This is a genomic window from Dapis hubbardiae BLCC-M172 (genome assembly GCF_050016015.1).
Lineage (GTDB): Bacteria > Cyanobacteriota > Cyanobacteriia > Cyanobacteriales > Microcoleaceae > Trichodesmium.
In genome coordinates, this window is the sequence record NZ_JBNHEQ010000018.1 from 10,564 (window position 1) to 33,950 (window position 23,387).

Genomic DNA, 23,387 nt, shown 5'->3' on the forward strand with positions numbered 1-23,387 from the left:
TTGACTCAATTCTTTGTCATGTTATTTTGAGAATTACAAACACAACTTCTGAATTATAAATTCTGAATTCTCAAGAAGATTTAGGAACAGAAGTAGGAAAAAGTAGAGAATTTGCGGCTTTTTTAGCAATTGTTTCTGAGATATAAATTTGCTTAATAGTAACTAAACCTTCTTTGATAAACATATCTCTTAAAGCTGCTTTTTCCCCTCTATTAAAAGGAGTCTCATAAAAAACCTCTTTAATGCCACAAGAAATAACCAATTTCAAACAATAAAGACAAGGTTCTAAGGTGACATAAATAACAGATCCATTCGTAGAAATACCATGTTTTGCAGCTTGAGCAATAGCATTAGCTTCGGCATGGACAGCACGGGATGGTAAAATTTTACTAGCATCACAACTACTTAATTCGGGATAACAAAAACCCTGACTTGTACAATTTACAGAACCTGAAGGAGGACCATTATAACCAGTTGCTAAAACTTGTTTATCTTTAACTATTACCGCCCCCACTGGAAAAGCTAAACAAGTTGAGCGAGTAGCAGCTAATTTAGCTATCATTAAAAAGTATTCATCCCAGGTTGGTCTTTGATATAATTCTTCTGTCATATTCCTGTTGAACCAAATCCGCCACTATCTCTTTCAGTTGTACTTAATTGAGTAACTTCTTCTACCTTAACAGATAAAAATGATGTTATTACCATTTGAGCTATTTTCATTCCTTTAGTTACTTGAAAGGGTTTTTTACCATGATTTATCAGAATTATTCCTATTTCTCCCCGGTAAGTTTCATCAATAGTTCCGGGAGTATTTAAAACAGTAATTTGATGTTTTAAAGCTAATCCACTTCGCGGGCGAATTTGTGCTTCTGTTCCTGATGGTAATTCTATAGAAATACCTGTATGAATTAGTTTACTTTCCCCAGGATTAATAGTTAATTCATCAATAGAAAATAAATCTAATCCGGCATCTCCTTTATGAGCGTAACAGGGAATAATTGCCAGTTCATCTAACTTTTTAACTTTGAGTTTCATAGTAGGGAATATGATAATGGATAATGGATAATGGATAATTGATAATTACAGCAATTTCGGAGTCAGTGAGGTACAAAATTTTATTATTTGTTGGCTGGAAGTTTGTTAGTAATTTTGGTAACACAAGCATCTTCCTTGTTAAGTAGTCGTGCTTTTAGGAATTTCCTAGTTGAGAGAGAGAACAAGCAATAGGAAATAGGGAATAGGGAATAGGGAATAGGGAATAGGGAATAGGGAATTTCATTTCTTACCCTCAATATTAAGGGGACAAAAATCTGTCAATACTTTACCTATGGAGTTAAATTTTTTCTGATTTTTTCGTTTCTCTATCTCTTTATCTTTAATTTATAGGAGAATATTGTAGAGATTTTAGTATCTAAATCCCTTTTTCGTTTGGGTTGGGAAACCAAACCTCTACAGTTTTTCTGCACGAATCATTTAGGGTTAGTATATATGAATTTGAGAAAAATTTTTACCTTAGTTATCATCTAATAATTGTATTACTAGAAAAAATTAGATTGATAGAGATTTCACAATTTTAGAAAGTAACAATAATTTGTTTTTTTTCCTAAATGTTAAGGCAATAAAAATCTGCAAAAATTACCAGTTATAAGTTAAATTTTTCCCAATCTCCCCACCTCCCCATCTTCCAACTAAGGTGCTAACTTACCTTTACCTAATCGATTTTTTTCATACCAATCTGCTATATTCGGCACCCAATCTTGAACATGAGGCCACATTAACTCACATAACTTTTGAATTTCTAATTGAGCATTCTTTTTAAAACGTAAATCCAAAAAATGTAGCAAACTTCGACAATTAAAACTAACAACAAAATGCTGACGATAATCAAAAGGGATTTTTCCTCTGGCGTGTTCTTCAGACATTCCAAATTCCATATCAAGTTTGTATTTTTTAGCTGCCTCCAAACACCACTGTAAATCTTGTTCTCGTTGTTCAGCAGAATAATAATATTTCTTACCCTGACGGTCAGAATATTCTCCTACTGGACGTAAGTAAAAAGCAGTTTCTAGATCCGTTTTTCCCTCTGCAACTGCGATAACTTTTCCTGAACAAAACCGATAACTTTGCACATCGAAAGAATTATGAACAACTAAACCATTAGCTATAAAATTATGATCTGGATGTTCTACTTCAATATCATAAGTAATTTCTTTGCCAAATTTTTCAATAGATTCTATTCCCACAAAAACACCACGACGACAAGACAAACTATTGTTTCTTATATTATCAATTTTGTTGTCTTTACTAGAACCCCAAGCAAGATTTTCTAACCTATTATCAAAACTATTTCCGTTTAAATGTCTAACTTCAAGTTGCTCATTTTCTGCCAATGGTTTGAATTTTTCTACGACCAACCTATCTATATTTACTGGCGATACTTTACCAGAATCTATTCCATCACTCAAACTGGCAAATAAATAATTTTTACTCAGTTTTTCAATCTGAGAATTTGACAATAACTGAGAATAATTTTTCCTCCATCCTTGAGGAATATAAGAATACAAATTACTCCAACTATAAACTTCATATCCTTCATAATTTCTTACAGGTATCCACTTTTCATCTAATATTTCTTTTTCCAGAAAATTAATTTCTTGTGGAGCAATTTTATTACCAGTTAATTCCACCTCACATAATTGAGTGCTACTGTTAAATTCTTTTAACCTTTTCCACCCTTGATTAGTCCAAAATTGGTGTTCCAATGTAGCTCTAATTTCTTTACCAGAAACAGTTTTTATTGTGTAAGTTTCTTTTTCACCATTAATATAAATATTGGTAATTTTACTAGAAACAAGTTGGTTAGTTTTAGTATCTAAAGTCAAAATAGTACGCCTAGATATACTTTCTTGCATATTTTTTGCATCATTAGAAGTTTGTTGATGTTTTCTCCCGTAATGCCATAAATTAGCTAATTTTTCAATTGTTTCCTCATAATACTTTTCTCCTTTAGATAAAGACGAATTGGCAAATTTAACCTTGGTATTACCCGACAAACAACAACCTATTCTATGAGTTCTTGCTTGCTGCATAACACTATGGGGAAAAAATCCACAATTAAAAGTAATTTGAGGGTGTTCAATACATCCATAATGTCCGCGATCGCCTGCTAAAAGTCGCTTAACAATAATTTCTCCACATTTAGCTTCTGAAGGCCAATTATCTTGTTCATCAAATACAAATCCTTCACTATAATCTTGATGCAAAGCAGCATAAATTACCTGTTGAGGATTAGGTGTTTTCGCAATAACTTCTACCCGAAATTTATCCATAAAATTATTCTAAAGTTGAGCTAAATATAAGAGCAAAACAATTTATCATTATTGCACCATAAAAATTGACTATCTAGAAAATGATAGATTTTTCTTATTTTTGACTTTTAACTAAAAAAAATGATACTTTCCCACCGTTTTACAGAAGCTTTAGTATATGCTACCGAGTTACACGCTCATCAAATTCGCAAAGGAAGTAAAGTTCCTTACGTTTCCCACCTTTTAGGAGTAGCTAGCATTGCCCTTGAATATGGCGCTGATGAGGATGAGGCCATAGCAGCACTACTTCACGATGCGATAGAAGACCAAGGTGGGCCAACTGTTCGTGTAGAAATTAGACTGAAGTTTGGGGAAAGGGTGACAGAGATAGTCGATGGTTGTACCGACACAGATACTACTCCGAAACCTCCTTGGAAAGAACGTAAAAAAGCTTATATTAATCGTATTACTAATGCCACGCCTTCAGTGCGCTTGGTTTCTGCAGCGGATAAACTACATAATATTAGGTCTATTTTGAAAGACTATCGACTCCAAGGTGATTTGTTGTGGGATTTATTTAAGGGTGGTAAACAAGGAACGCTCTGGTATTATCGCTCCCTTGTAACTGCATTTCGTGAAGCTGACTCCACTCCGATAGTAATAGAGTTAGATAGTTTAGTTACAGAATTGGAAAGGTTGGTACAGACAGATAGAGCTGAAGTTAGCTTGTAGCAGAAATTTTGGTGTTAGTCAATAAATGTTATGAAATTTGTAGAAGCTATTTAGTATCTTTGCCAAGATTAAATTTTTGAGTAGGAGTCAGGAGGAACAACTCAAGACTTAGGAGGTGAGTAGAGGCAATACAGGAAAAAGGTTTAAAAACACTCTCCATTTCCTCATCTTCCTATCTCTTTTTAATATAGATTCCCAAATTAGTCAGGGTATCAGTGGTTATCCTGACCAGGGTGGATGCTACATATAAATCATTCTCTTAATAAGCAGAAGTATTTAGGCCAGATTAATATTACGTCACATCAGAATCATAAGTTTTAAATATGATTAATCAACATAATTAGTATTTTTAATTATGTATCTTCAAGTCCACTAGGAGATTTATGAAGTTTTGATGAAGACAATGGGGGTTTTAGGGGAATATTTTTAAAGATTTGATGAAGTTGCCTGAAATTACTAGGAAATACCGAAGTTATTTGGTAGGATAAAGTTAAGTTGAAAGATCAATAAGAAAGTTAAAAACTATACAATTGTAAAAAATACGTTAGTGATTTATAAGTAGTAATATTAGTTTCTATATACCTTTTATTTTTAGCAAGTAAATAGCAAAAGCTACTACTTATTTAACACTACTAAATATAACTTGCTGCTTATAACTTTCGTTTATTCAAATCGGTATAGTTTTTATCTACAATTTTCCTGAGATGGAAAATTGTAATAAATAATAATCACTTGTTGAAGGAGTTCATAAACGATGCTGAAATCTTCTATTTTCACTGATCGCACCTTGCCCCAAGTTTTTGCTCAAAAGAAAAATATAAGTGAGCAAATCATCAATTATGAAAGTAACAGTTATAATTCTCCTTTAGATATTTTATTTTTAATTCCTCATCCTTTTTATGAAGATAGAGGATCACCTATTGCTGATAAACTTGTCTTGAAATATTTATCAGAAAATGGTGAAAAAGTTGATGTAGTAACTTATGCAGAAGGGAAAAATGTTGAATTTAACAATGCCAACATTTACCGCACCATCAAAGTTCCATTTGTCAAGAATATTCGTCCGGGATTTTCTTGGAAGAAAATAGTCTATGACATTTTAATGTTGGTTAAAGTAATCAAGCTAGTTTCTAAAAAACGCTATGATTTAGTTCATGCTGTAGAGGAATCAGTATTTATTGCACTACTACTGAAATTTACTTTAAAAATCCCCTATATTTACGATATGGATTCTTCATTAGCTCAACAAATGGAGGAAAAATATCCTTTTCTTTCCCGTTTTGGCTTTATATTAAGGTGGTTTGAAAAACAAGCAGTAAAAAATTCAGAAGTTGTAGTTCCAGTTTGTCAAGCTTTAGCTAATACTGTTTATAAATATCGACCTCAAAAAGTTGTACTCCTACCAGATGTTTCTTTGTTGAATGAAAAAGAAGTTTTAACTCAGCAAAATCTTAGAAGGGAACTGAAAATTAGCAATACAATGCTAATGTATGTAGGAAATTTAGAACAATATCAAGGCATAGATTTACTGCTAGATAGTTTTGCTTTAGCACTAAAACAAACCAAAGAAGTTGATTTAGTCATAGTGGGAGGAAACCCCGAAGATATTAAAAACTATCAAAACAAAGCCAAGAAATTAGGAATTAAAGAAAAAGTACATTTTCTAGGACAAAAACCTGCTAGCGAATTAGGAAATTATCTTGCTCAAGCTGACGTTTTAGTATCTCCTCGGACTAAAGGTAAGAATACACCTATGAAAATATATTCTTATCTAGATAGTGGTAAGGCTGTATTAGCAACTAATTTACCAACTCATACTCAGGTATTAGGTCACAAAACAGCAATGTTATCTCATCCTACTCCTAAAGCATTTTCAAAAGGAATAGTTTCTCTAGTTGAAGACCCTGACTTAAGATTAAAATTAGGTACAGAAGGTAAAATTATGGTTCAGAAAAATCATAGTTATGCAGCATTTTGTGAAAAGTTAGCTAATCTTTACAATGAACTGAAACTAAAACTTAACTTCAATAGAAATGAAAATATGGATGGGGAACAAATACTTGCAAAAGAGTCAGATTATTAAGTATTTTAGTTAACTTGGTGAAGTTATCTCCCGTTAAACCAAAGATTATAACGGGAACTTCTCAACCTTCTGTACCAAAATCATGGTGACTCAGCTAATATAAACTAGATCAAAGAAGGTTACAAAATTATGGTTACAGAGAACAGCAAATAGAAAATAGGGAACAAAAAAAAACTGATTTGTAGCCCAAATTTATCTAAATCCTGTTCATGTGATACGCTAATGCTAGAGCAGAAGCAGAAAAAAAAAGCTTTTGAAAATTAAAAACCTTAACTAAAAAGTGGGGTCAGTTGGAGTAGGAATATCTGTGAAATGGAGAGATTTGAAGCTAAGTTGTCTCCACTGCAATACCAAAATTGTCATAAAAGCGTTGCATCTGCTAACTGGAAAAAAGCACAACTCAAAATAGCTAAGGCATCATGTAAAAATAAGACGTTTTCTATCAGTTTTATGAAGCAGATGTTATGGAAAGAAATTTAACTAAACTAACCAACAAAATTCACGACTTAGTTGTAGTGGGTGGGGGAATTTATGGAGCTACCCTCGCTTGGGAAGCAAGTATTCGTGGTCTCTCTGTCGCTCTTGTAGAAAAAGGAGATTTTGGTGGTGCTACTTCTGCTAATAGTTTAAAGACTATTCACGGAGGACTGCGGTATCTACAAAACGCTGACTTCAAGCGGATGCGAGAGTCAATTCACGAACGCACAGCTTTGATGAAAATAGCACCCCATCTGATTCATCCATTACCAGTTTTGGTTCCTACTTATGGACATGGGTTGAAGGGAAAAGAAGTTTTATCTGTGGCATTAGCAATTAATGATTTAGTTAGCTTTGACCGCAATAGACTCCCAGACTCCCAAAAGCATATTCCTCATGGTCGTGTCATTTCCAAGCAAAAATGTTTAGAGTTACTTCCTGACATTCCGACTCAAGGTTTGACCGGAGGAGCTATATTCTATGATGCTCAAGTCTATAATTCAGAAAGACTCAACATATCATTTTTACGATCTGCTGACCAAAAAGGCGCAACTTTAGCAAACTATGTTGAAGTTAATGGGTTTATTCAAAATGATAATCGCATTACTGGTGTAACAGCAATAGACCGACTAACTGGAAATAAATTAGATATCCGTGGTCAAACAGTTATCAATACCTCTGGAGCTTGGGTAAATAAAATTCTAGGTATGGTCAACCAACAAGAGCGATCGCCTTTTGGTTTAGCTAAAGCAATGAATTTAGTTACTACTCGTCCTTTATTTGAAAAATATGCCGTGGGTATCGACAGCAAAAATAGTTCTGTTGACCCAAATACAGTAATTAATAAAGGTAGTCGCTTCTTTTTTATTGCTCCTTGGCGTGGGCGATCTATGATTGGTACAGAATATGCAGTTTATAGTCAAGACCCAGATGATTTTCAAATCACAGAAGAAGACATAAATCAATTTATTACTGCTATTAACCAAGCATATCCAGGAGCAAAGTTAAAGCGGGAAGAAATTTCATTTGTACATGGGGGGATGCTACCAACAACTAATGTTAATCCTCAAACTGGCGAACCTATCTTAGCAAAACATTATCAAATTTTCGATCATTCTCAAACTGGGTTATTAGGTTTAATTTCATTAGTAGGAGTGAAATATACCACTGCCAGAGACGTAGCTGAAAAAGTAGTTAATTATCTATTCAAATCATTAGGAAAAAAATCTCCTAAGTCAATTTCATCAGTTACACCTATATATGGTGGAGAAATAGAAAACTTTAACGCTTTTTTACAAAATGCTATTGTGGAAAACCAAGCAAAAGGTTTGACAGAATCAACCATTCGTCGTCTAGTTTATAACTATGGCTCCGCTTATCCAGAAGTTATTAATTATTTGGATAATTCTGAGAGTGAACTAGCAGTTATTAAAGCTGAAATTTTCCATGCTATCCATCAAGAAATGGCTCATAAATTAAGTGATGTAATATTGCGCCGGACAGAATTAGGTAGTGCTGGATATCCAGGAGATGAAATTATTCAATTCTGTGCTGAAGTTATGAGCAAAGAGTTAGGTTGGAATTCCGAAAAATTACAACAGGAAGTGCAAGAAATCAAAAATATTTTGGGAGTTACACCTGTCAAAATTTCTGTCTAGGAAAATTACATAAAATATCTAATTTGGTTTTATCCAAGTCATTTTAGTTAAGTAAATAAACCAAATTATTTACCCAAAAATGAGGTTTAAAGCCTGCCCTTTTAATAGGATAAAAAAATATTTAACTCAGTATTTCAAGCCTCCAACTTTAGTCGGAGGTTAACTGTTAACTGATAACTGTTAACTGATAACTGAAATGACCTATTCATCCACCAAGAAATAAATTTCTGGGATGCACAGCAGAATTCATCTTTAAGATGACTAAAGGTAGGCTGATATATTATGGCTAATTAATGAAACTTGATATAATAGCTGATAGCTGACGGCTGAATGCTTAACTTAATACTTTTCCTTTATATCAAAAATTTTTAACTATGGCATCTCCAATAGCTCACTCAGTTTCTGGATATTTACTATCTAAATTTATACCCCAAGGATTAGCAAAATATTATCCCTCTCGTTGGTGGAGCTGGGAAAATTTTTATCCTGTTTTTGTCGCTATTTTTGCTGACTTTGATTTTATTCCCCAATTAATCACAGGGGAAAGATTTCATCGAGGCATTACTCACACTTTTGTTTTTGCCATTGTTTTTAGTTTCATCGTTAGTTGGTTAATTACTAATTTTCGCAAATCTTCCTTTAAAAAACTATTTTTATTGACTTTAGTTATCTATAGTTCTCATTTGGTGCTAGATTTTTTCACTGAAACAACTGGTTCTGGTTTACAACTTTTATCACCGTTTACAGATACATATTTTAAGTCAGCAATACCAATTTTTCCATCAGTTCATCACTCCAGAGGATTATTCGACCCTAGTCATTTTGTATTTATTATTTGGGAATCATGTTACTCAATATTACTCCTAAGTGGGTTATGGCTGTGGAAAAATTATCGCTCTAGAAAATTCTCTGAATAAATCAAGTCAAAATGAATCAAAAAATTATTGCAGATGCTCACGTTCATATTCATAAATGTTTTGAACTTGACCAACTATTAAACGCATCTTTAACAAATTTTCAGAAAATATCTAGAACAAAAACCGATATTGATAACTCGGTTTTTTTGATATTTTTAACAGAAATGGTCGGCGATTTTGAATTTAGTAAATTATTAGAATCTGCTCAAAATAATCAGCAAATTAATAACTGGAAATTAGCTCCAACTCAAGAATCAATAGCAATTTCTGCCACTAATAACGAGAATCAAAAAATTTTCATTATTGCTGGTCGGCAAATAGTAACTGTAGAAAAATTAGAAGTTTTAGCTCTAATTTCAGATAGTGAATTTGCAGATGGTTTACCTGTAGAAACTACCATCCAAAATATAGTATCAACAAATGGCATACCTGTGTTGCCTTGGGCAGTAGGAAAATGGATAGGCAAAAGAGGTAAGATTTTACAAAAGTTATTAAACTCAGATACCCTTTCTATGGTATATCTCGGTGATAATAGCGGTCGTCCGAATTTTTGGTCAAGACCATCTTATTTTCAACTAGCTGAACAAAAGGGATGGAAAGTTTTACCAGGAACAGACCCTCTACCCTTAAAATCTGAATATACTAAACCAGGAAGTTTTGGATTTATAGTAGAGGGTGAGTTTAATGAAACTGAACCAGGAAAAAGCATGAAGGAGATTTTATTAAATCCTACTACTTCAGTTCAACCCTATGGTTCCCTAGAAACACCATTTCGATTTATTCGTAACCAGTTGGCTTTACGATTAAGTGCATAAGCAGTATAAACCGATAAATATTATTAAATATCATTAAAAATTTAGTTGGCTAATGAGTAAAGTATTAGTAACAGGTGGTAAAGGTTTCCTGGGCAGTCATATAGTTTCTCAATTATCCGCAGCAGGAAACAATGTCCGAATTTTTGCTCGTCCTCCTGCAACAGGAATTCCTAACAATAATAGTTCTGAGGAATATGATGTAGTTTGGGGAGATATCAGAGATGCAAAAGCTGTAGAAAAAGCAGTCGAAGGGGTAGATAATGTCATCCATGTAGTGTCAAATTTTCGCAAAGGTGGATCGGATGACAAAGAAGCTTATGCAGTTAATGTAGAAGGTACAAATCACGTCTTAGAAGCTGCGAAAAAGCATAACGTTAAACATCTGATTCATTGTAGCACTATCGGAGTTCATGGAACTGTCCTAGAAATTCCAGCTAATGAAAAGACTGCTTTTAATCCCACAGACCTTTATCAAGAAACAAAATTAATTGCTGAAAAACGGGTGTGGGAGTTTTATAAAGAAACAGGTTTACCAATTACCGTAATTCGTCCCATATCATTATTCGGACCTGGCGATCGCCGAATGTTGAAATTATTTAAGATGATTCAAAAAGGTCGGTTTGTGATAGTGGGAGATGGAGAGGTACTATTTCATCCTTCTTATATAGATGATGTAGTTCGAGGATTTTTACTTTGTCTAAATAATGAAAAAGCTATAGGAGAAGTATTTATTTTTGGTGGAGAAGGATATTTAACTCTGAATGAATTATGTCAATTAATTGCAGCAGAATTAGGAGTTAAACCTCCAAATATTAGAGTTCCTTTAGGTCCGGTTTTGAGTTTAGCAACACTTTGTGAAAAGGTTTGTGTGCCTCTAAATATTGAACCACCTTTACATAGAAGAAGAGTAAGTTTTTTCCAAAATAATCGGGCATTTTCTATTGACAAAGCCAAACAAGTTTTAGGATTTGAACCCCAATATTCAATTAAAGAAGGGATTCAAAAAACTAGAGATTGGTATCAAGAAAAAGGATGGTTATAAATCTAAACTACTGAAATTTAATGCAACTACTATGGCTATAAGTGATGAGTTTGAAAAAACAGAGCTTCAGGCAAAATTAACTGATGAAAAACAGACAGCTTTACAAAAATATCAGGATATAACAATTGGCTCTTATAGTATTTCTAAATTAATCAAATATGAGCTTTTAGTAACACTGATTGGAGCTTTACCTGGAGCAATAGGTTTAGTTTTAAGAAAAAAATTTTATAAATCATTATTTGCTAAAGTTGGTCGTAATGTAATTTTTGGCAAATCTATCACAATTCGACATCCCGATAAAATATATATAGGTGATAATGTCATAATTGATGATTATGCAGTATTAGATGGAAAAGGAGCTGATAATAACCGAATTATTATTGGTGATAATGTAATGATTGGTAGGTCTAGTGTAATTAGTTGTAAAAATGGCAATATTACTATCGGAGAAAATAGTAATATTGCCATGAACTGCTTTATTCAATCTGCCAAAGAAGTAAACATTGGTAAAAATGTTCTTTTTGCTGCCTATTGTTATGTCATTGGTGGTGGAGATCACGAAACAGAAAGAACTGATATTCCAATAATTGCTCAAGGTCAGATAGTTAAAGGAATTACAATTGAGGATAATTGTTGGATAGGAGCATCCGTAAAAGTATTAGATGGAGTAAAAATAGGTCGCGATAGTATAATTGGAGCAGGAGCAGTAGTAACTAAAGATATTCCAGATTATGCTATTGCTGTTGGTGTACCTGCCAAAGTAGTAAAAACTCGTTCATAGAGACATCGTAAAATTTATGAATCAAAAAGTTAACAATACAACTCCTGATACAAAAAATTATGAACGTCCAATATTTATTTTTGGTTGTCCGCGATCGGGAACTTCACTACTTAGTAAACTCCTCAATAGCCATCCGAGAATAGCTATTCCTTATGAGTCTCTTATATATAGAACATTTTATAATTGGTTAAAATTCTACGGAGATTTAAACCTTCCTAAAAATCGAGAACGTCTATTAGATGACATTTTAAGTACAGGTCCACTTGCTGATTGGTCTCCTTATCCAGATAGAGAAGATAGCATCAAAGCTATTCAAAGATATGATTTTCATGGCGTTTTTGAGGCAATTATGTCTGCATGGGCAAAAAACCAGGGAAAACAACGTTGGGGAGAAAAAACCCCTGCTCATCTTTTTTACTGGCGTGAAATTTTGGATGGATTTCCTAATGTACAAATAATCCATATTGTGCGTGATGGACGTGATTGCGCATTGTCTTGGAAACAATCCCGAGTAGGACCTAAACATATTTATCCTACAGCTAGGGGATGGGTAAAACATCTAGAAGAAATTGATAAGTTGAAAAATGTCATCGATCAAAACTCATTTTTTGAAGTTCGATATGAAGAACTCTTATTAAACACTCAGGGAGTTCTCAAAGATATGTGTTCGTTTCTAGGAGAAGAATATACTCCAGAAATGCTAAATTTCTACAAAGATAATGCAGCATATAAAACAGATAAGCAAAATCTGCAGAATCTTGCTCGTCCTATTATCAGCAGTAATACTGAAAAATGGCGTACACAGATGACAGAGCGTCAATTGCGTATTTTTGAAGCAGTAGCTGGTTCTACCTTAGAACGTTATGGTTATCACAGAGAGCTAGAAAATCCGCAAATTTCAAGTTTGGAAAAACTACAATTTAAGTATATTGAGCATCCTCCTCGAAAATTTTTAGCAATGATAAAAAACCGTAAAGGTCAAATTGAAGCATTACAAGACTTGAAAGTATACTTCAATCTGAGGTTGGGTTTAGATAGTCCCACTCCACTTTATAGCTCATCATTGAGTAGAAATCTTTAAGAGTTTAGAGACTGTTTGTAAAACAAGTATTAAGAAAGTTTAGAGTGACTAAAATTTCAAATAGGTAAGACTTAAAAAGATTAAAATCTGGTAAATACCAGAGGTGAAAAGGTACATATGTTCCTAGATTTTTAAGTGACAAATATAGCAATGAGCGCTGGTATATTTACAAATTGTAGTAGGGGCAAAAGAGCTAGAAGTCTTATATTATCGGCAATTTATTCCCCCTGTTCCCTGTTCCCTGTTCCCTGTTCCCTGTTCCCTGTTCCCGGAGCACAGCGCTATAGTTGTTTTGAAATTAGTTATTAATTAATCAAAAAAAAAGGCAATTTTTTATTCTCAAAAATTGCTCTTTCCTTTATACAAAATTTCGGGGTCGCATCAGTATTACTAAACTTGCAATACTGCCAATCATTAAAACTATTCCAATCTGTAATTGTAATCCATTCATCATTAGAGAAGGAACTGTTGTTAAAAGCAAACTCATTGCAGAAATTAACTGTAATTGGTGTCCAGCTTTTTTGTAACCCATACGACTCATCATTCCTAGACCAATGATACCTAAAACTCCTGCACTAAATAAAGTACATAAAGCAGCACCAACAGACCCTAAAAATGGGATAAGTATAGCGTTAGAGATAATGTTGATAATAGTGCTAAAGAGGAGTAAAGGCGGTAAATATTTTTCCCGTTGAGTTGCCAGAAAAAACTGCTGCACCAATAAGCCAAACATATGAACACTAATATTGGGAATTAAAATTGCTAAAGATTGAACTGAATAGGAATATTCCTCACCATACAGAAGTTCAACTAAATAACTTTGAAAAAATCCAGCAATTACTATTGGTGGTAATACTAATATTAAGAGTGCGCGGGTTGCTTTGTATATTTGCTCTGGAACTTTCTCAGGTTCGTTAGCATGATAACGAGCTAATCTCGTAAAAATTACATAAAAAACCACTCTAGGTAGAGCAGAAAAAATCTCCACTATCTGATATGATGCACTGTAAAATGCTGCCTCTCCTGTTTCAGCCATCCCTTTGAGCATTACTACATCAATTTTGTAGTAAAGCATCCACAATACTCCTGACAAAGCAAAAGGGAATGCAATTTGATAAATTCCTGTTAAATTATTAAAATTTAGAGTACGCCATACAGTTAGTTTTCGACTTAAGTAGTAAAGAAAACCCAAATTTTCTAATAAACGAACTAGCACTAAGGTTCCAACTACCAATACCAAATTATTTGTCCATAACAAGACTCCACCAGCAAGAAATACCACCGCAGATCGCTCAATTGCCACAGAAATAGTTTCTATTCTGAACCAACCCATCCCTTTAGCAACCCCTCGCAAAGTCAATTTAATCTGACGGCAGAGTTCAGCAAACACCACGAGATAACATACTATGAATCCTTCTCCTTGGTAATTTAGCAATTGGGTAATTGGGAATAATAATATGAGAACAGGCAAAACGTTCAAAATTTCTAACAGAATAAATTGGATTGTATATTTTGACCCCTCCTCTGGATTAGCTGCTACTTCACGTTGAATTAGAAATGGTAATCCACATTGTATGAATAAGGATAAAATGGCTCCTAAAGCTGCTGCTGATGCAAATATTTCATATCGCTCCGGACCGAGTAAACGAGCCAGAATAATGTAAAAGACAAATGTCAGAGCTAGGGTTCCCTCTCCCAAAAGAGAATAAAAATAAGACCAATCTAGGCGAGTTAGTAATTTTTTCATATTTAATAGTAAAAAATTTGATAATTTCTTATCATTTCATTTATAGTAGAAAATATTAATTAAAAAAATATGTCAGATATACGATCAAAAATACCATTAGGAAAGTATCTAAACTCTAAAAATGGAATCTTTTTATTTTTGTTAATTGGTGTAATAGGAGTTAGTATTGCTACAATTAAATATCTGAGTGTGACTTTATCTTATTCATCTATTAAACCCAAAATTATAAAATTAGAAGAGTTACCTGCTGAAGATGAAAGAATAGGAGGAATAATTACAGCAGATATAAATGATGATGGTCAAAAGGATTTTATTATTACCAAACCTGGACATATTGTAGTTTATCAGGGAAGTGGTCAAAAACTTTGGGCAAAACAAATAAATATTCAGGTTACCATAAAATCTGAGAAGAATGGTTTACCTGGACACTTCGGACCAGGAGTACAAGCAGGTGATGTAGATGGAGATGGCAAAACAGAAGTATTATTTTTAACTAAAGATAATACTCTTCACATTGTTGAAGGTGAAAGTGGAAAAAACAAGAAAACTATCACTCTGAAATCACCAGAAGGAACAGAAAGATGGGAACACCTAGTAATTACTAATTTTCGTGGGCAAGGTGATCGGGATTTATTATTACAGACTACCAACTCAGAAGGATATCGCACAGGAGGCTTTTTAGCTGCTTATGCAATAGATGACTTGCTCAAAAAAGAAGACCCCCAACCGTTATGGACGAGAGATGATTTTGTCGCCAATGCTCATAATGGGGCTCGAGTAGCAGACTTAAATGGAGATGGTAAAGATGAAGTTTTGGGTGCAACTCTAATATCCCCAGATGGAGAAATGCTGGTGCGAATTTCCCCCAAGGGTCATATTGATTCCATATTTGTTGCTGATGTGCGTCCAGATATTCCTGGATTAGAGGTAATAGCTTTGGAAGAGAGTGGTCGTAAGCGAAGTGGTGGTAATCGAGTTCTTCTATTTAATAGCGATCGCCTAATCTGGGAAACTGACTACAAAAATCAAGAACCTCAAAATGCTGCTATTGGTGACTTTGACTCCAATCGACCGGGGTTAGAAATATGGTCTCGCAGTCGTTATAATGAACACCAGAAACCTTTTGTCTTTGATGCCCAGGGTCAGCTCATTGCTAACTATGAAATGGACAATGTTGCCCCTAGAGGTTGGACAGTCAGAGGGGTAGAAGTTATATTTACCATAGATTGGAGAGGAGAACCCAAACAGTTAGCTGCAGCCAAAGAGCGCCACAAATCAGGAGATGTGGCAATTTTCGATCCTTTGACTGGGAAATTTCTCCACAGATTTAAGGAAAAAGCTGATCGTCTTTATGTAGCGGATGTGTCTGGAGACTGGCGAGAAGAGTTGATTGTTCTTAACGGAAATAACCTACATATTTACAGTAACCCTGAAGTGAATCCCAATCCGAATCGCCCTAGATTATGGTCTCAAAATCATTACCGCCGTAGTAAAATGACATGGAATTATTATAGTCCATAAGTTACTTAATTCTTATAAATATATGAATACAACTACTCACAAAGAAAAATTTTACTGGCAACAATGGATACCAATCACATTAATTCTATTATTAGCTACTGGATTATATTTCTATAATCTTGGTACAGAGAGTATGTGGGTGGATGAACTTTACAGTATTAATGACGCTAAAGTCAAGGTATCTTTATTTAGAATACGTCCAATTTACTATATACTCCTAAAATTTTGGATGTTATTTGGCACTAGCGATAGTTGGTTACGAAGCTTATCTGTTGTGTTTGGTTTAGCTAGTGTATTCTTAATTTACCAACTTGGTCGTCGTGTAGCTGGAGAGGGAGCAGGTTTAATTGCCGCTTTGTTGCTGGCACTTTCACCAATTTTTATTAATTTTGCCCAAATGGTGCGGATGTACTCACTGGGTACTTGTTTAGCTCTTGGTGGTTCCCTCGCTTTAGTTCATGCACTAGAAAATCCTACCAACTCTTCAATGGCTTGGTGGGCTTGCACGCGAGCGTTAATGAACATGACTGCTCCACTGAATGCCACTTTATTACTACCAGATATTCTCATATTTTGTTGGAAGTTTCGCAAACAACGTGATGTATTATTACGTTTTGGAAAATGGGCGTTAGTAGGGTTTGTTTTATGGCTGCCCTCTCTATGGACATTAGTTTCAAACACTATAGGTTTCTTGACGGGAGCTTTAAACATAACTGCCAAGGTTGAGACATCTTCTAGTAGACATGCATTTCCCAGTATAACAGAAGTAATACGCAAGTTAAGACATTTTACAGCTTTTCCATTCCCTTCAACATCAAAAGCAATCAGCTTATTTTATCAAGCTTATACAATCATCCTACTATTTTTATTAAGCTTTGGGTTGATTAAAAAGCATCGTTCAGGAAAACTTCTTTGGATGGCAGCTTGGGCTTTTATACCTGCAGCTATGATATTTTTAGTTTCTCAGAGATTATGGATAGACCGTTACTTATTATTCGTATGTCCTTACGTTCTAATTTTACTTGCTGCTGGTTTTATGAGAGTATGGAATTTGCAGCGTATAGTAGCTATTGTAATAGCAATTATTTATTTATTTGCCACTACTAATGGATTGGTTCGTTTCTATACTGTTCAAGATCGTCAAGACTGGCGTGGTATCGCACAAGTGATTAATACGATAGAAAAACCAGGGGATAAAATAGTTTTATCGATAGGTTCTGAAAAAATGACTACTGCACTAACTCATTACTATAATGGTACTGCATCTATTTATCGTAAAGATATTTGTTCTATTTTGGAGGTGGACAAAACTGATTTAGAGGTAGAGTTATCCAATCTATTACCAATAGAAAGACTTTGGTTAGTTTGCCAACGTGATTTTGATCCAAGCTTGTTTGAAGAGACTTTTGGGGATAAATTAAAACTGGAAAAACACTGGGAATTTACTAATGAACAGTTTTATAGAGAAAAAGATTTGATGTACCTTTTTCTCACAACCCTTAATTAAAATATTAGACATCTGGTGAAAAAGATATATAATTTTTTTTTAGCTTAGGGAACAGGGAACAGGAAAAGGGGTAAGGGCAATATATTTTGATAAAAAAGGAACTAAAAAATATTTTGTTAGCAAATTTTACAACTATAGTTAATGCCAAATAAAGGGCGATTTTATTTTCTGCAGATGTTTATTGAACAAAAGGTGTTGGTGATTTGATATATGATTTTTTTTAAGTGTATAAACCGGGTTGATATTTAGATGCCTGATCATACTGACATCTTTCTCCAATAAACCCAGTTTCTTGTAGTACCAACTTGGATTTCATATCTTGATTCACCAGCGCCGAACAAAATCATCTATATTTTCCTAACTTTCCGATAATTTTGTGGTGGATCTACTATGAAAGAAAAAATTTCCTCTTTTACAAAAAATCAAGCAAAGTCCGATTTATTTTGGCAGATATTTCCTATTACTTTAATCCTATTATTAGCTACTGGATTATATCTCTATCAACTAGGCACAGAAAGTCTTTGGATAGATGAACTCATCAGTGTAGATCGAGCAAAAAGAGATATTTTAGATCTCTTGTGGAGAGGCCGTATCCATCTCATTCTCCTCAAAGGTTGGATGCTCTTTAGCTACAGCGATAGTTGGCTGCGGGGGCTATGCCTTGTTTTTACTTTGGGTAGTGTCTTCTTAACTTATCGACTTGGTTGCCGTCTAGCGAGCAAACCTGTGGGTTTAATTTCCGCCCTATTTGTTGCTATTTCGCCTTTGTTTATTCATCATGCTCAAGAGGTGCGGATGTATGGAGTTAGCACTTTTTTGGGATTGCTTGGTACTCTGGCTTTAACTTCTGCTTTGGAATCTCCCAATAAGTTTTCTATTGGTTTTTGGGCGATCGCTCGATACTTAGCTATTCGCTCTACACGACTAAATTTACTCTTATTGCTACCGGACATAGTTTTATTCGGTTGGAAGTTTCGTAAACAAAAGCGTGTATTATTGAGTTTTGTTGCTGGGTTGATTGCTATTATTCTATTATGGTCTCCTCTGGTAATTAATATAGCTATTACTTCGGCTAACTTTATGGGTGGATTTAGAGGAACAGTAGAAACAAGTTTAGAAAATGTAACAGCTAACTTAAAATCTGCCCCCACTATTATTAATGTACTACTACAACCTGGTCGTTTTACCGCTTGGTCATTTGGCAGAGCTAATTCAGAGGCCATTTTCTGGTTTTACAATCTCTACTCGGTAATGGTAGCCAGCTTAATAGGTTTAGCTTTTTTTGAAAAACGAAATTCATATAAACTTGGTTGGGCTGCTGCTTGGGGATTTTTACCTTTAATTCCAATATTTTTAGTTTCTCAAATTTCCCGTTCTATCTGGGTAGATCGCTATATTATGTTTACTGCCCCCTATATCTTTATTCTTTTGGCAGCAGGGTTTATGGTGGTTTGGCGTAGGTGGCGAATTCCAGCAGTGGCGATCGCTCTGATATATTTCGTTGCTGTTGGTGGGGGGTTAAAGCGTTACTATACAGTAAAGGATCGAGAAGATTGGCGGGGTTTTGTCCAACTGATTCAAACCAACGAGCAGTCTGGGGATGTAATTGTTTGGAAAGCTAATCAGTCAATTCCCAGAGCGCTGAATCATTACTATAGGGGTTCTGCAACTATTGAGGTAAGAATAGACACACCTAAAGATGATCCCCAAGCTGTAGAAAGTTGGCTGGAAAGTTTACCAAAAACTAGATCGCGCATCTGGTTAGCATATGCTAATCCATCACCAACCTTACTGGCTGGCATTGAAAAGAAGTTTAAAGCTGAAGAAGTTTACAAAATTAAGGTTAATGGCACATTAGAGCTTTTCTTGTTAACACCCCGTACTTCTGAGACATCTAATTAGGGTTTGCTGAAAAAGTATTTTGGTAGGGGTAGGAGTCAGTCCTCGTAGGGGCGTTTCATGTCGCTCCGCGAAACGGCCGTTAGCTTCGCATAACTATCGTTAACGCCCGTACAGGAGTCAGGAGGAGTGGGGAATGAGCGAGGAGGCAGGAGGAAGAATTATCCCTTGATTTTTCTGCTATAGTCAACCAAAATCTTAACTTTTTGAGCTTTAAGGAGCGAAAACCTTGTACTTTTTCAAGACCTATAAAGTCACTTACCTTGATCTGTCAATGCGCGCGAGAATTAATCAGCAGAGCAATAATTAAACTAACTGCTTGATCCTAAATTGTTCTAATTCTCCCGGCGCAACTGTACCATATTCTGTCATTATTCCTGCAATTAATTCGGCAGGTGTAACATCAAATGCCGGATTATAAAATTCTACTCCCTCTGGACAAATGCGCGTTTCTCCTAATTGATATATTTCCTTGGCATCCCTTTCTTCAATTGGTATTTGACTACCATCAGATATTTTAAAGTCTATAGTTGATAGGGGTGCAGCTACAAAAAAGGGAATGTTATGTGCTTTGGCCACAATAGCTAGACTATAAGTACCAATTTTATTGGCAGTATCCCCATTTGCTGCTATTCTGTCAGCTCCCACTACTACAGCATGAATTAAACCTTGTTTCATACAATGGGCTGCCATATTATCACTAATTAGGGTGACGGGTATGTTTTCTTGGACACATTCCCAAGTAGTAAGTTTTGCTCCTTGGAGACGGGGACGGGTTTCATCAGCGTAGACTTTGGCCAATCTTCCCTCTCGCCACGCGGAACGAATAACACCTAAAGCTGTACCATAACCAGCAGTTGCTAAAGCACCAGCATTACAGTGGGTTAATATGTTCAATTTTTCTGGAGTAGTTGGTAAAACTTCAAGTCCGCGATCGCCTATATTTTTACAAGTTTGTAAGTCTTCTGCATGAATATTTTTAGCGGTTTCTAATAAGGCTGTTTGAATTTCTTCTACAGCTCCATTAGTTTGATTTGCTACTTTTAACATTCGCTCAATTGCCCAAAATAAATTAACAGCAGTTGGGCGAGTTTGTCGTAACATTACTGCTATTTCTTCTAGCTGTTTTAAGAATTCATTTCTATCAGTTATGGAAATTTCTTTTGCTCCTAAATACATTCCATAAGCTGCTGATATACCGATGGCTGGTGCCCCACGAACTATCATTGTTTTAATAGCTTTTGCCATCTCTTCAGAACTGTTAATTTCTACAATTTTATATTCTCCTGGTAAACGAGTTTGATCAATTAATAAAACCTGGTTATTTTCCCAAATAATCGGATTAACTTCTGTAATTTTAGACATTATATTTTTCCGTGATTCTTTGATAAACGACAATACAATATAGAACCGATTTTGTTCTATTTAAAAATAGATAAAGAACATAGGGAGTATGGGAGTATTTTTATTCCTATTCGTTAGATCAAATCCGCTTAATTCGGTATAAAAAAATGTTTCATCTTCAGCCATTAGCAAATATTCCTAAATTCTCTTCCCTCCTAACTCCTGTACGGGCGTTAGCGGAGCTTTGCGTTAGCACATAGCCATTCGCCCCTACTACTTCTGACTCCTAATTAACTATCTAATTATACCAATGCTATTGGATTTGATATTATTTCCTAATTTCCTCAAAATTTAATATACAACAAAGATACAATAAGACTTCTATAAAGTTAGGGATTTGGGGAAGAGTTCGGTTTGGCAATAGGGGAAATTTAAACTTTAGATAAGCATTCAGCTCTGAAGTTACTGAGGTACAATTGTTTTTCTTCTTTTCTATTTTTCTATCCCCTATTTCCCGAATTACTACTCCTTACTCCCTACTCTCTACTACCTAAAACAGAATAAATTATTAATTTGTTGCCATCCTAATTTAAGCTTACGTTGTATATATTTACCTAATCCTTTATACAACTTTTGAAAATTGTATTCAAACAAAATATTCATCATATCTTCTACTGTCAAAGATTTTAAATACTTGACTCCTTTATCAATTAAATCATCACTATCCTGCATATATCTTCTGCGACCCATTTGTTCAGAAATATTCCATTTAAGAGTATATCTTATCTGCATTTCTCTTTGGTAGGGACGAAAACTAGATAGGTGTTTATTGAGATATTTTTCAATATATTTACTAGCTCTTTCTGCATTTTCCATACCATGTCTAATACCTTCCCCGCCCAACATATTAATAGTAGATACTGCATCACCAATGGCAATAATATTATCTTGATAATAAATATCTTTTAGTCCTACAGAATATTTAACAGTTGAACCATGGGTATCTATTAATTTATATTTTTCAAGTTTCATGTAATCTTGAATTAAGAGTTCTAGATACCACCTCATTGATTTTGTTTCTACTATTTGTTTATGTTCTAAATTAAATCTTGCTACACCTATTTTTAGTCTTTGTTTTTCTGGTTCCATAGGAAATATCCAAGAATAACCTTTCGGCATCCATTTATGACCTAGGAAAAAAATTAAATCATTAGCATATTTATCATATTCCCTTGGTTCGACTTCAATTAAATATTCAATTCCAGCAGCGGTTAAAAACTGAGGTTGTCTATTTTTTTTATCGTACATAACTGCTCTTGCTGGTCCGGTTGCATCGACCAAAACTTCTGTACTAACGGTAAATTTTTTACCACCAAAACGCCTCATTTCTACAATAGTTTTTCCATTTTCTTGAAAGTGTTTAGTATACCGACAACCCATCCAAACTTTACCGCCATAAGTTTCTACTTCTCCTGCTAAAAATTCTCTAAGTTTGGCAAAATTTAAAACTGCTCCTAAAGTTTTGGAGGATGCCCAGGTATGATTAATGTTGGTTGTAACAATACTAATTTTCTGCCAAGAACTACCAACTACTGTTTTTGGTAAGTTAAATTTATCCAGAGTTTCTTGGGGAGTTGCTGCACTAGAAAAGTCATTTTTTTGAAATGTTTCATGTTGTTCAACTAATAAAATTTTGTATCCTAATTTTGCTAAACTTCTAGCACATTGACAGCCTGCTGGACCAGCTCCAATTACTACTATATTAAAATCATTGATACTGTTCATAATGTCTGTTTTTTGGAGTTGCTAATTTTAGTTATGAAACTTCTGAGAATATAAATTTTGAGTCTAAAATTTAATGACAAATCAGACATACTCCCTCAAAGTTTAGGAAAAAACTTCTTTTTAGCTTCTGACTTCTTTAATATTATAGATTTCTTCAGCAACGCTTGATTTTTTAATAGCAATATTTGAGAAAATATGGCGTTACATATTTGTGAAATGGCAGTTAAATTTGGAACAGCTCAAACTGTTGATAGATAAGAGAAATTTTTTTTGTACATATCAAAATTATCCCATAATGATGCAATGCCAAATACTTAGGAAATATTACTACTTATATCATGTCCGAATGAACAGTTATAAATAATCAGTCATGATTTAGGAGGCAGAAATAATAGACCTCTTGCAAAAGTATTTTATGGTATAATTAAAATTTTTTTACTTTTTTTGAGCAACTATCTATTGTGGCGATCGCTGTAGCAGTAAGTCTTTTGCTTAAGACAATAAATTTTTGTTGTAAGTAAACAGGGAATAGAGAATTCCCTAATGTATTTGGGTAAGCATTCAGGTATTACCCTTCACTTTTTCCTGCGGAATGCTACGCAAATAGCTTTTTTTTATTAATAATCCTATACGAAGTAATACCATTTCTCAAAAACCTTGCTATATTTGATTAGGTGGAGGAGGGACGTT

The 23,387-nt window shown here is 34.4% G+C and carries 18 protein-coding genes; 12 read left to right on the plus strand and 6 right to left on the minus strand.

Annotated features, from left to right (window positions below; translation table 11 throughout):
* Positions 1-70: 70 nt before the first annotated feature.
* From ACP6PK_RS02340 to thyX, 3 genes are all read right to left on the minus strand, one after another.
* Entirely contained in the window at positions 71-610 is a 540-nt protein-coding gene (locus tag ACP6PK_RS02340) for a deoxycytidylate deaminase (RefSeq protein WP_426557416.1), read from the minus strand.
* Positions 607-1,035: a dUTP diphosphatase gene (dut, locus tag ACP6PK_RS02345; RefSeq protein ID WP_426557418.1), complete on the minus strand. Its 429-nt coding sequence runs from the start codon at positions 1,033-1,035 to the stop codon at positions 607-609. Before dut ends, ACP6PK_RS02340 begins: the two co-directional genes overlap by 4 nt.
* A gap of 653 nt (positions 1,036-1,688) precedes the next feature.
* Positions 1,689-3,329 carry an FAD-dependent thymidylate synthase gene (gene thyX / locus ACP6PK_RS02350; protein ID WP_426557420.1) on the minus strand — a complete coding sequence of 547 codons (1,641 nt, stop codon included), beginning with the start codon at positions 3,327-3,329 and terminating at the stop codon, positions 1,689-1,691.
* Positions 3,330-3,449: 120 nt separating this feature from the next.
* Here thyX and ACP6PK_RS02355 point away from each other — a divergent pair, with 120 nt between their 5' ends.
* The 9 genes from ACP6PK_RS02355 (at position 3,450) to ACP6PK_RS02395 (ending at position 12,894) form a co-directional block, all read left to right on the plus strand.
* Positions 3,450-4,040, plus strand: a complete 591-nt coding sequence (locus ACP6PK_RS02355) for an HD domain-containing protein (protein WP_426557422.1) — start codon at positions 3,450-3,452, stop codon at positions 4,038-4,040.
* A 754-nt stretch (positions 4,041-4,794) separates the two neighbouring features.
* Positions 4,795-6,123, plus strand: coding sequence for a glycosyltransferase family 4 protein (locus ACP6PK_RS02360; RefSeq protein WP_426557424.1), 1,329 nt, complete (start codon positions 4,795-4,797; stop codon positions 6,121-6,123).
* A gap of 312 nt (positions 6,124-6,435) precedes the next feature.
* Entirely contained in the window at positions 6,436-6,603 is a 168-nt protein-coding gene (locus ACP6PK_RS02365) for a hypothetical protein (RefSeq protein ID WP_426557426.1), read from the plus strand.
* Positions 6,588-8,258, plus strand: a complete 1,671-nt coding sequence (locus ACP6PK_RS02370) for a glycerol-3-phosphate dehydrogenase/oxidase (protein ID WP_426557428.1) — start codon at positions 6,588-6,590, stop codon at positions 8,256-8,258. The genes ACP6PK_RS02365 and ACP6PK_RS02370 overlap by 16 nt, the downstream gene beginning before the upstream one ends.
* Before the next feature lie 374 nt (positions 8,259-8,632).
* Complete coding sequence (locus tag ACP6PK_RS02375) at positions 8,633-9,175, plus strand: metal-dependent hydrolase (RefSeq protein ID WP_426557430.1); 543 nt, start codon at positions 8,633-8,635, stop codon at positions 9,173-9,175.
* 11 nt (positions 9,176-9,186) lie between these two features.
* Positions 9,187-9,990, plus strand: a complete 804-nt coding sequence (locus tag ACP6PK_RS02380) for a hypothetical protein (protein ID WP_426557432.1) — start codon at positions 9,187-9,189, stop codon at positions 9,988-9,990.
* Positions 9,991-10,042: 52 nt separating this feature from the next.
* A complete protein-coding gene (locus ACP6PK_RS02385; RefSeq protein ID WP_426557434.1) occupies positions 10,043-11,032 on the plus strand; it encodes an NAD-dependent epimerase/dehydratase family protein in 990 nt (329 codons plus the stop codon).
* A gap of 31 nt (positions 11,033-11,063) precedes the next feature.
* Positions 11,064-11,813, plus strand: coding sequence for a DapH/DapD/GlmU-related protein (locus ACP6PK_RS02390; protein ID WP_426557436.1), 750 nt, complete (start codon positions 11,064-11,066; stop codon positions 11,811-11,813).
* Positions 11,814-11,829: 16 nt separating this feature from the next.
* Complete coding sequence (locus ACP6PK_RS02395; protein WP_426557438.1) at positions 11,830-12,894, plus strand: sulfotransferase family protein; 1,065 nt, start codon at positions 11,830-11,832, stop codon at positions 12,892-12,894.
* A 358-nt stretch (positions 12,895-13,252) separates the two neighbouring features.
* On the opposite strand, the gene ACP6PK_RS02400 is transcribed toward ACP6PK_RS02395, so the two are convergent.
* Positions 13,253-14,641, minus strand: a complete 1,389-nt coding sequence (locus ACP6PK_RS02400) for a flippase (RefSeq protein ID WP_094676242.1) — start codon at positions 14,639-14,641, stop codon at positions 13,253-13,255.
* A gap of 69 nt (positions 14,642-14,710) precedes the next feature.
* Here ACP6PK_RS02400 and ACP6PK_RS02405 point away from each other — a divergent pair, with 69 nt between their 5' ends.
* The 3 genes from ACP6PK_RS02405 to ACP6PK_RS02415 all read left to right on the plus strand — a co-directional run bounded on the left by ACP6PK_RS02405 (position 14,711) and on the right by ACP6PK_RS02415 (position 19,571).
* Positions 14,711-16,162: a rhamnogalacturonan lyase family protein gene (locus ACP6PK_RS02405; RefSeq protein WP_426557440.1), complete on the plus strand. Its 1,452-nt coding sequence runs from the start codon at positions 14,711-14,713 to the stop codon at positions 16,160-16,162.
* A 22-nt stretch (positions 16,163-16,184) separates the two neighbouring features.
* On the plus strand, positions 16,185-17,669 hold the full coding sequence (locus ACP6PK_RS02410; RefSeq protein ID WP_426557442.1) for a glycosyltransferase family 39 protein: 1,485 nt from the start codon (positions 16,185-16,187) through the stop codon (positions 17,667-17,669).
* Positions 17,670-18,059: 390 nt separating this feature from the next.
* The gene (locus ACP6PK_RS02415; protein WP_094672260.1) at positions 18,060-19,571 is read left to right on the plus strand and encodes a glycosyltransferase family 39 protein; all 1,512 of its coding nucleotides are present in this window, start codon (positions 18,060-18,062) and stop codon (positions 19,569-19,571) included.
* A 303-nt stretch (positions 19,572-19,874) separates the two neighbouring features.
* Here ACP6PK_RS02415 and mtnA read toward each other — a convergent pair whose 3' ends face one another.
* Together mtnA and ACP6PK_RS02425 are read right to left on the minus strand one after the other, a co-directional pair.
* Positions 19,875-20,933, minus strand: a complete 1,059-nt coding sequence (gene mtnA, locus ACP6PK_RS02420) for an S-methyl-5-thioribose-1-phosphate isomerase (RefSeq protein WP_426557445.1) — start codon at positions 20,931-20,933, stop codon at positions 19,875-19,877.
* Positions 20,934-21,458: 525 nt separating this feature from the next.
* Positions 21,459-22,697 carry an NAD(P)/FAD-dependent oxidoreductase gene (locus ACP6PK_RS02425; protein ID WP_426557447.1) on the minus strand — a complete coding sequence of 413 codons (1,239 nt, stop codon included), beginning with the start codon at positions 22,695-22,697 and terminating at the stop codon, positions 21,459-21,461.
* Positions 22,698-23,387: the final 690 nt, after the last annotated feature.

What these genes read in the sequence shown, in the direction of transcription:
- ACP6PK_RS02425 (WP_426557447.1), bottom strand. Translation starts at nt 22,697, where the DNA reads ATGAACAGTATCAATGATTTTAATATAGTAGTAATTGGAGCTGGTCCA.
- ACP6PK_RS02415 (WP_094672260.1), top strand. Translation starts at nt 18,060, where the DNA reads ATGAAAGAAAAAATTTCCTCTTTTACAAAAAATCAAGCAAAGTCCGAT.
- thyX (WP_426557420.1), bottom strand. Translation starts at nt 3,329, where the DNA reads ATGGATAAATTTCGGGTAGAAGTTATTGCGAAAACACCTAATCCTCAA.
- ACP6PK_RS02395 (WP_426557438.1), top strand. Translation starts at nt 11,830, where the DNA reads ATGAATCAAAAAGTTAACAATACAACTCCTGATACAAAAAATTATGAA.
- ACP6PK_RS02385 (WP_426557434.1), top strand. Translation starts at nt 10,043, where the DNA reads ATGAGTAAAGTATTAGTAACAGGTGGTAAAGGTTTCCTGGGCAGTCAT.
- ACP6PK_RS02375 (WP_426557430.1), top strand. Translation starts at nt 8,633, where the DNA reads ATGGCATCTCCAATAGCTCACTCAGTTTCTGGATATTTACTATCTAAA.
- ACP6PK_RS02340 (WP_426557416.1), bottom strand. Translation starts at nt 610, where the DNA reads ATGACAGAAGAATTATATCAAAGACCAACCTGGGATGAATACTTTTTA.
- ACP6PK_RS02360 (WP_426557424.1), top strand. Translation starts at nt 4,795, where the DNA reads ATGCTGAAATCTTCTATTTTCACTGATCGCACCTTGCCCCAAGTTTTT.
- ACP6PK_RS02370 (WP_426557428.1), top strand. Translation starts at nt 6,588, where the DNA reads ATGGAAAGAAATTTAACTAAACTAACCAACAAAATTCACGACTTAGTT.
- dut (WP_426557418.1), bottom strand. Translation starts at nt 1,035, where the DNA reads ATGAAACTCAAAGTTAAAAAGTTAGATGAACTGGCAATTATTCCCTGT.
- ACP6PK_RS02365 (WP_426557426.1), top strand. Translation starts at nt 6,436, where the DNA reads ATGGAGAGATTTGAAGCTAAGTTGTCTCCACTGCAATACCAAAATTGT.
- ACP6PK_RS02410 (WP_426557442.1), top strand. Translation starts at nt 16,185, where the DNA reads ATGAATACAACTACTCACAAAGAAAAATTTTACTGGCAACAATGGATA.
- mtnA (WP_426557445.1), bottom strand. Translation starts at nt 20,933, where the DNA reads ATGTCTAAAATTACAGAAGTTAATCCGATTATTTGGGAAAATAACCAG.
- ACP6PK_RS02380 (WP_426557432.1), top strand. Translation starts at nt 9,187, where the DNA reads ATGAATCAAAAAATTATTGCAGATGCTCACGTTCATATTCATAAATGT.
- ACP6PK_RS02405 (WP_426557440.1), top strand. Translation starts at nt 14,711, where the DNA reads ATGTCAGATATACGATCAAAAATACCATTAGGAAAGTATCTAAACTCT.
- ACP6PK_RS02355 (WP_426557422.1), top strand. Translation starts at nt 3,450, where the DNA reads ATGATACTTTCCCACCGTTTTACAGAAGCTTTAGTATATGCTACCGAG.
- ACP6PK_RS02390 (WP_426557436.1), top strand. Translation starts at nt 11,064, where the DNA reads ATGGCTATAAGTGATGAGTTTGAAAAAACAGAGCTTCAGGCAAAATTA.
- ACP6PK_RS02400 (WP_094676242.1), bottom strand. Translation starts at nt 14,641, where the DNA reads ATGAAAAAATTACTAACTCGCCTAGATTGGTCTTATTTTTATTCTCTT.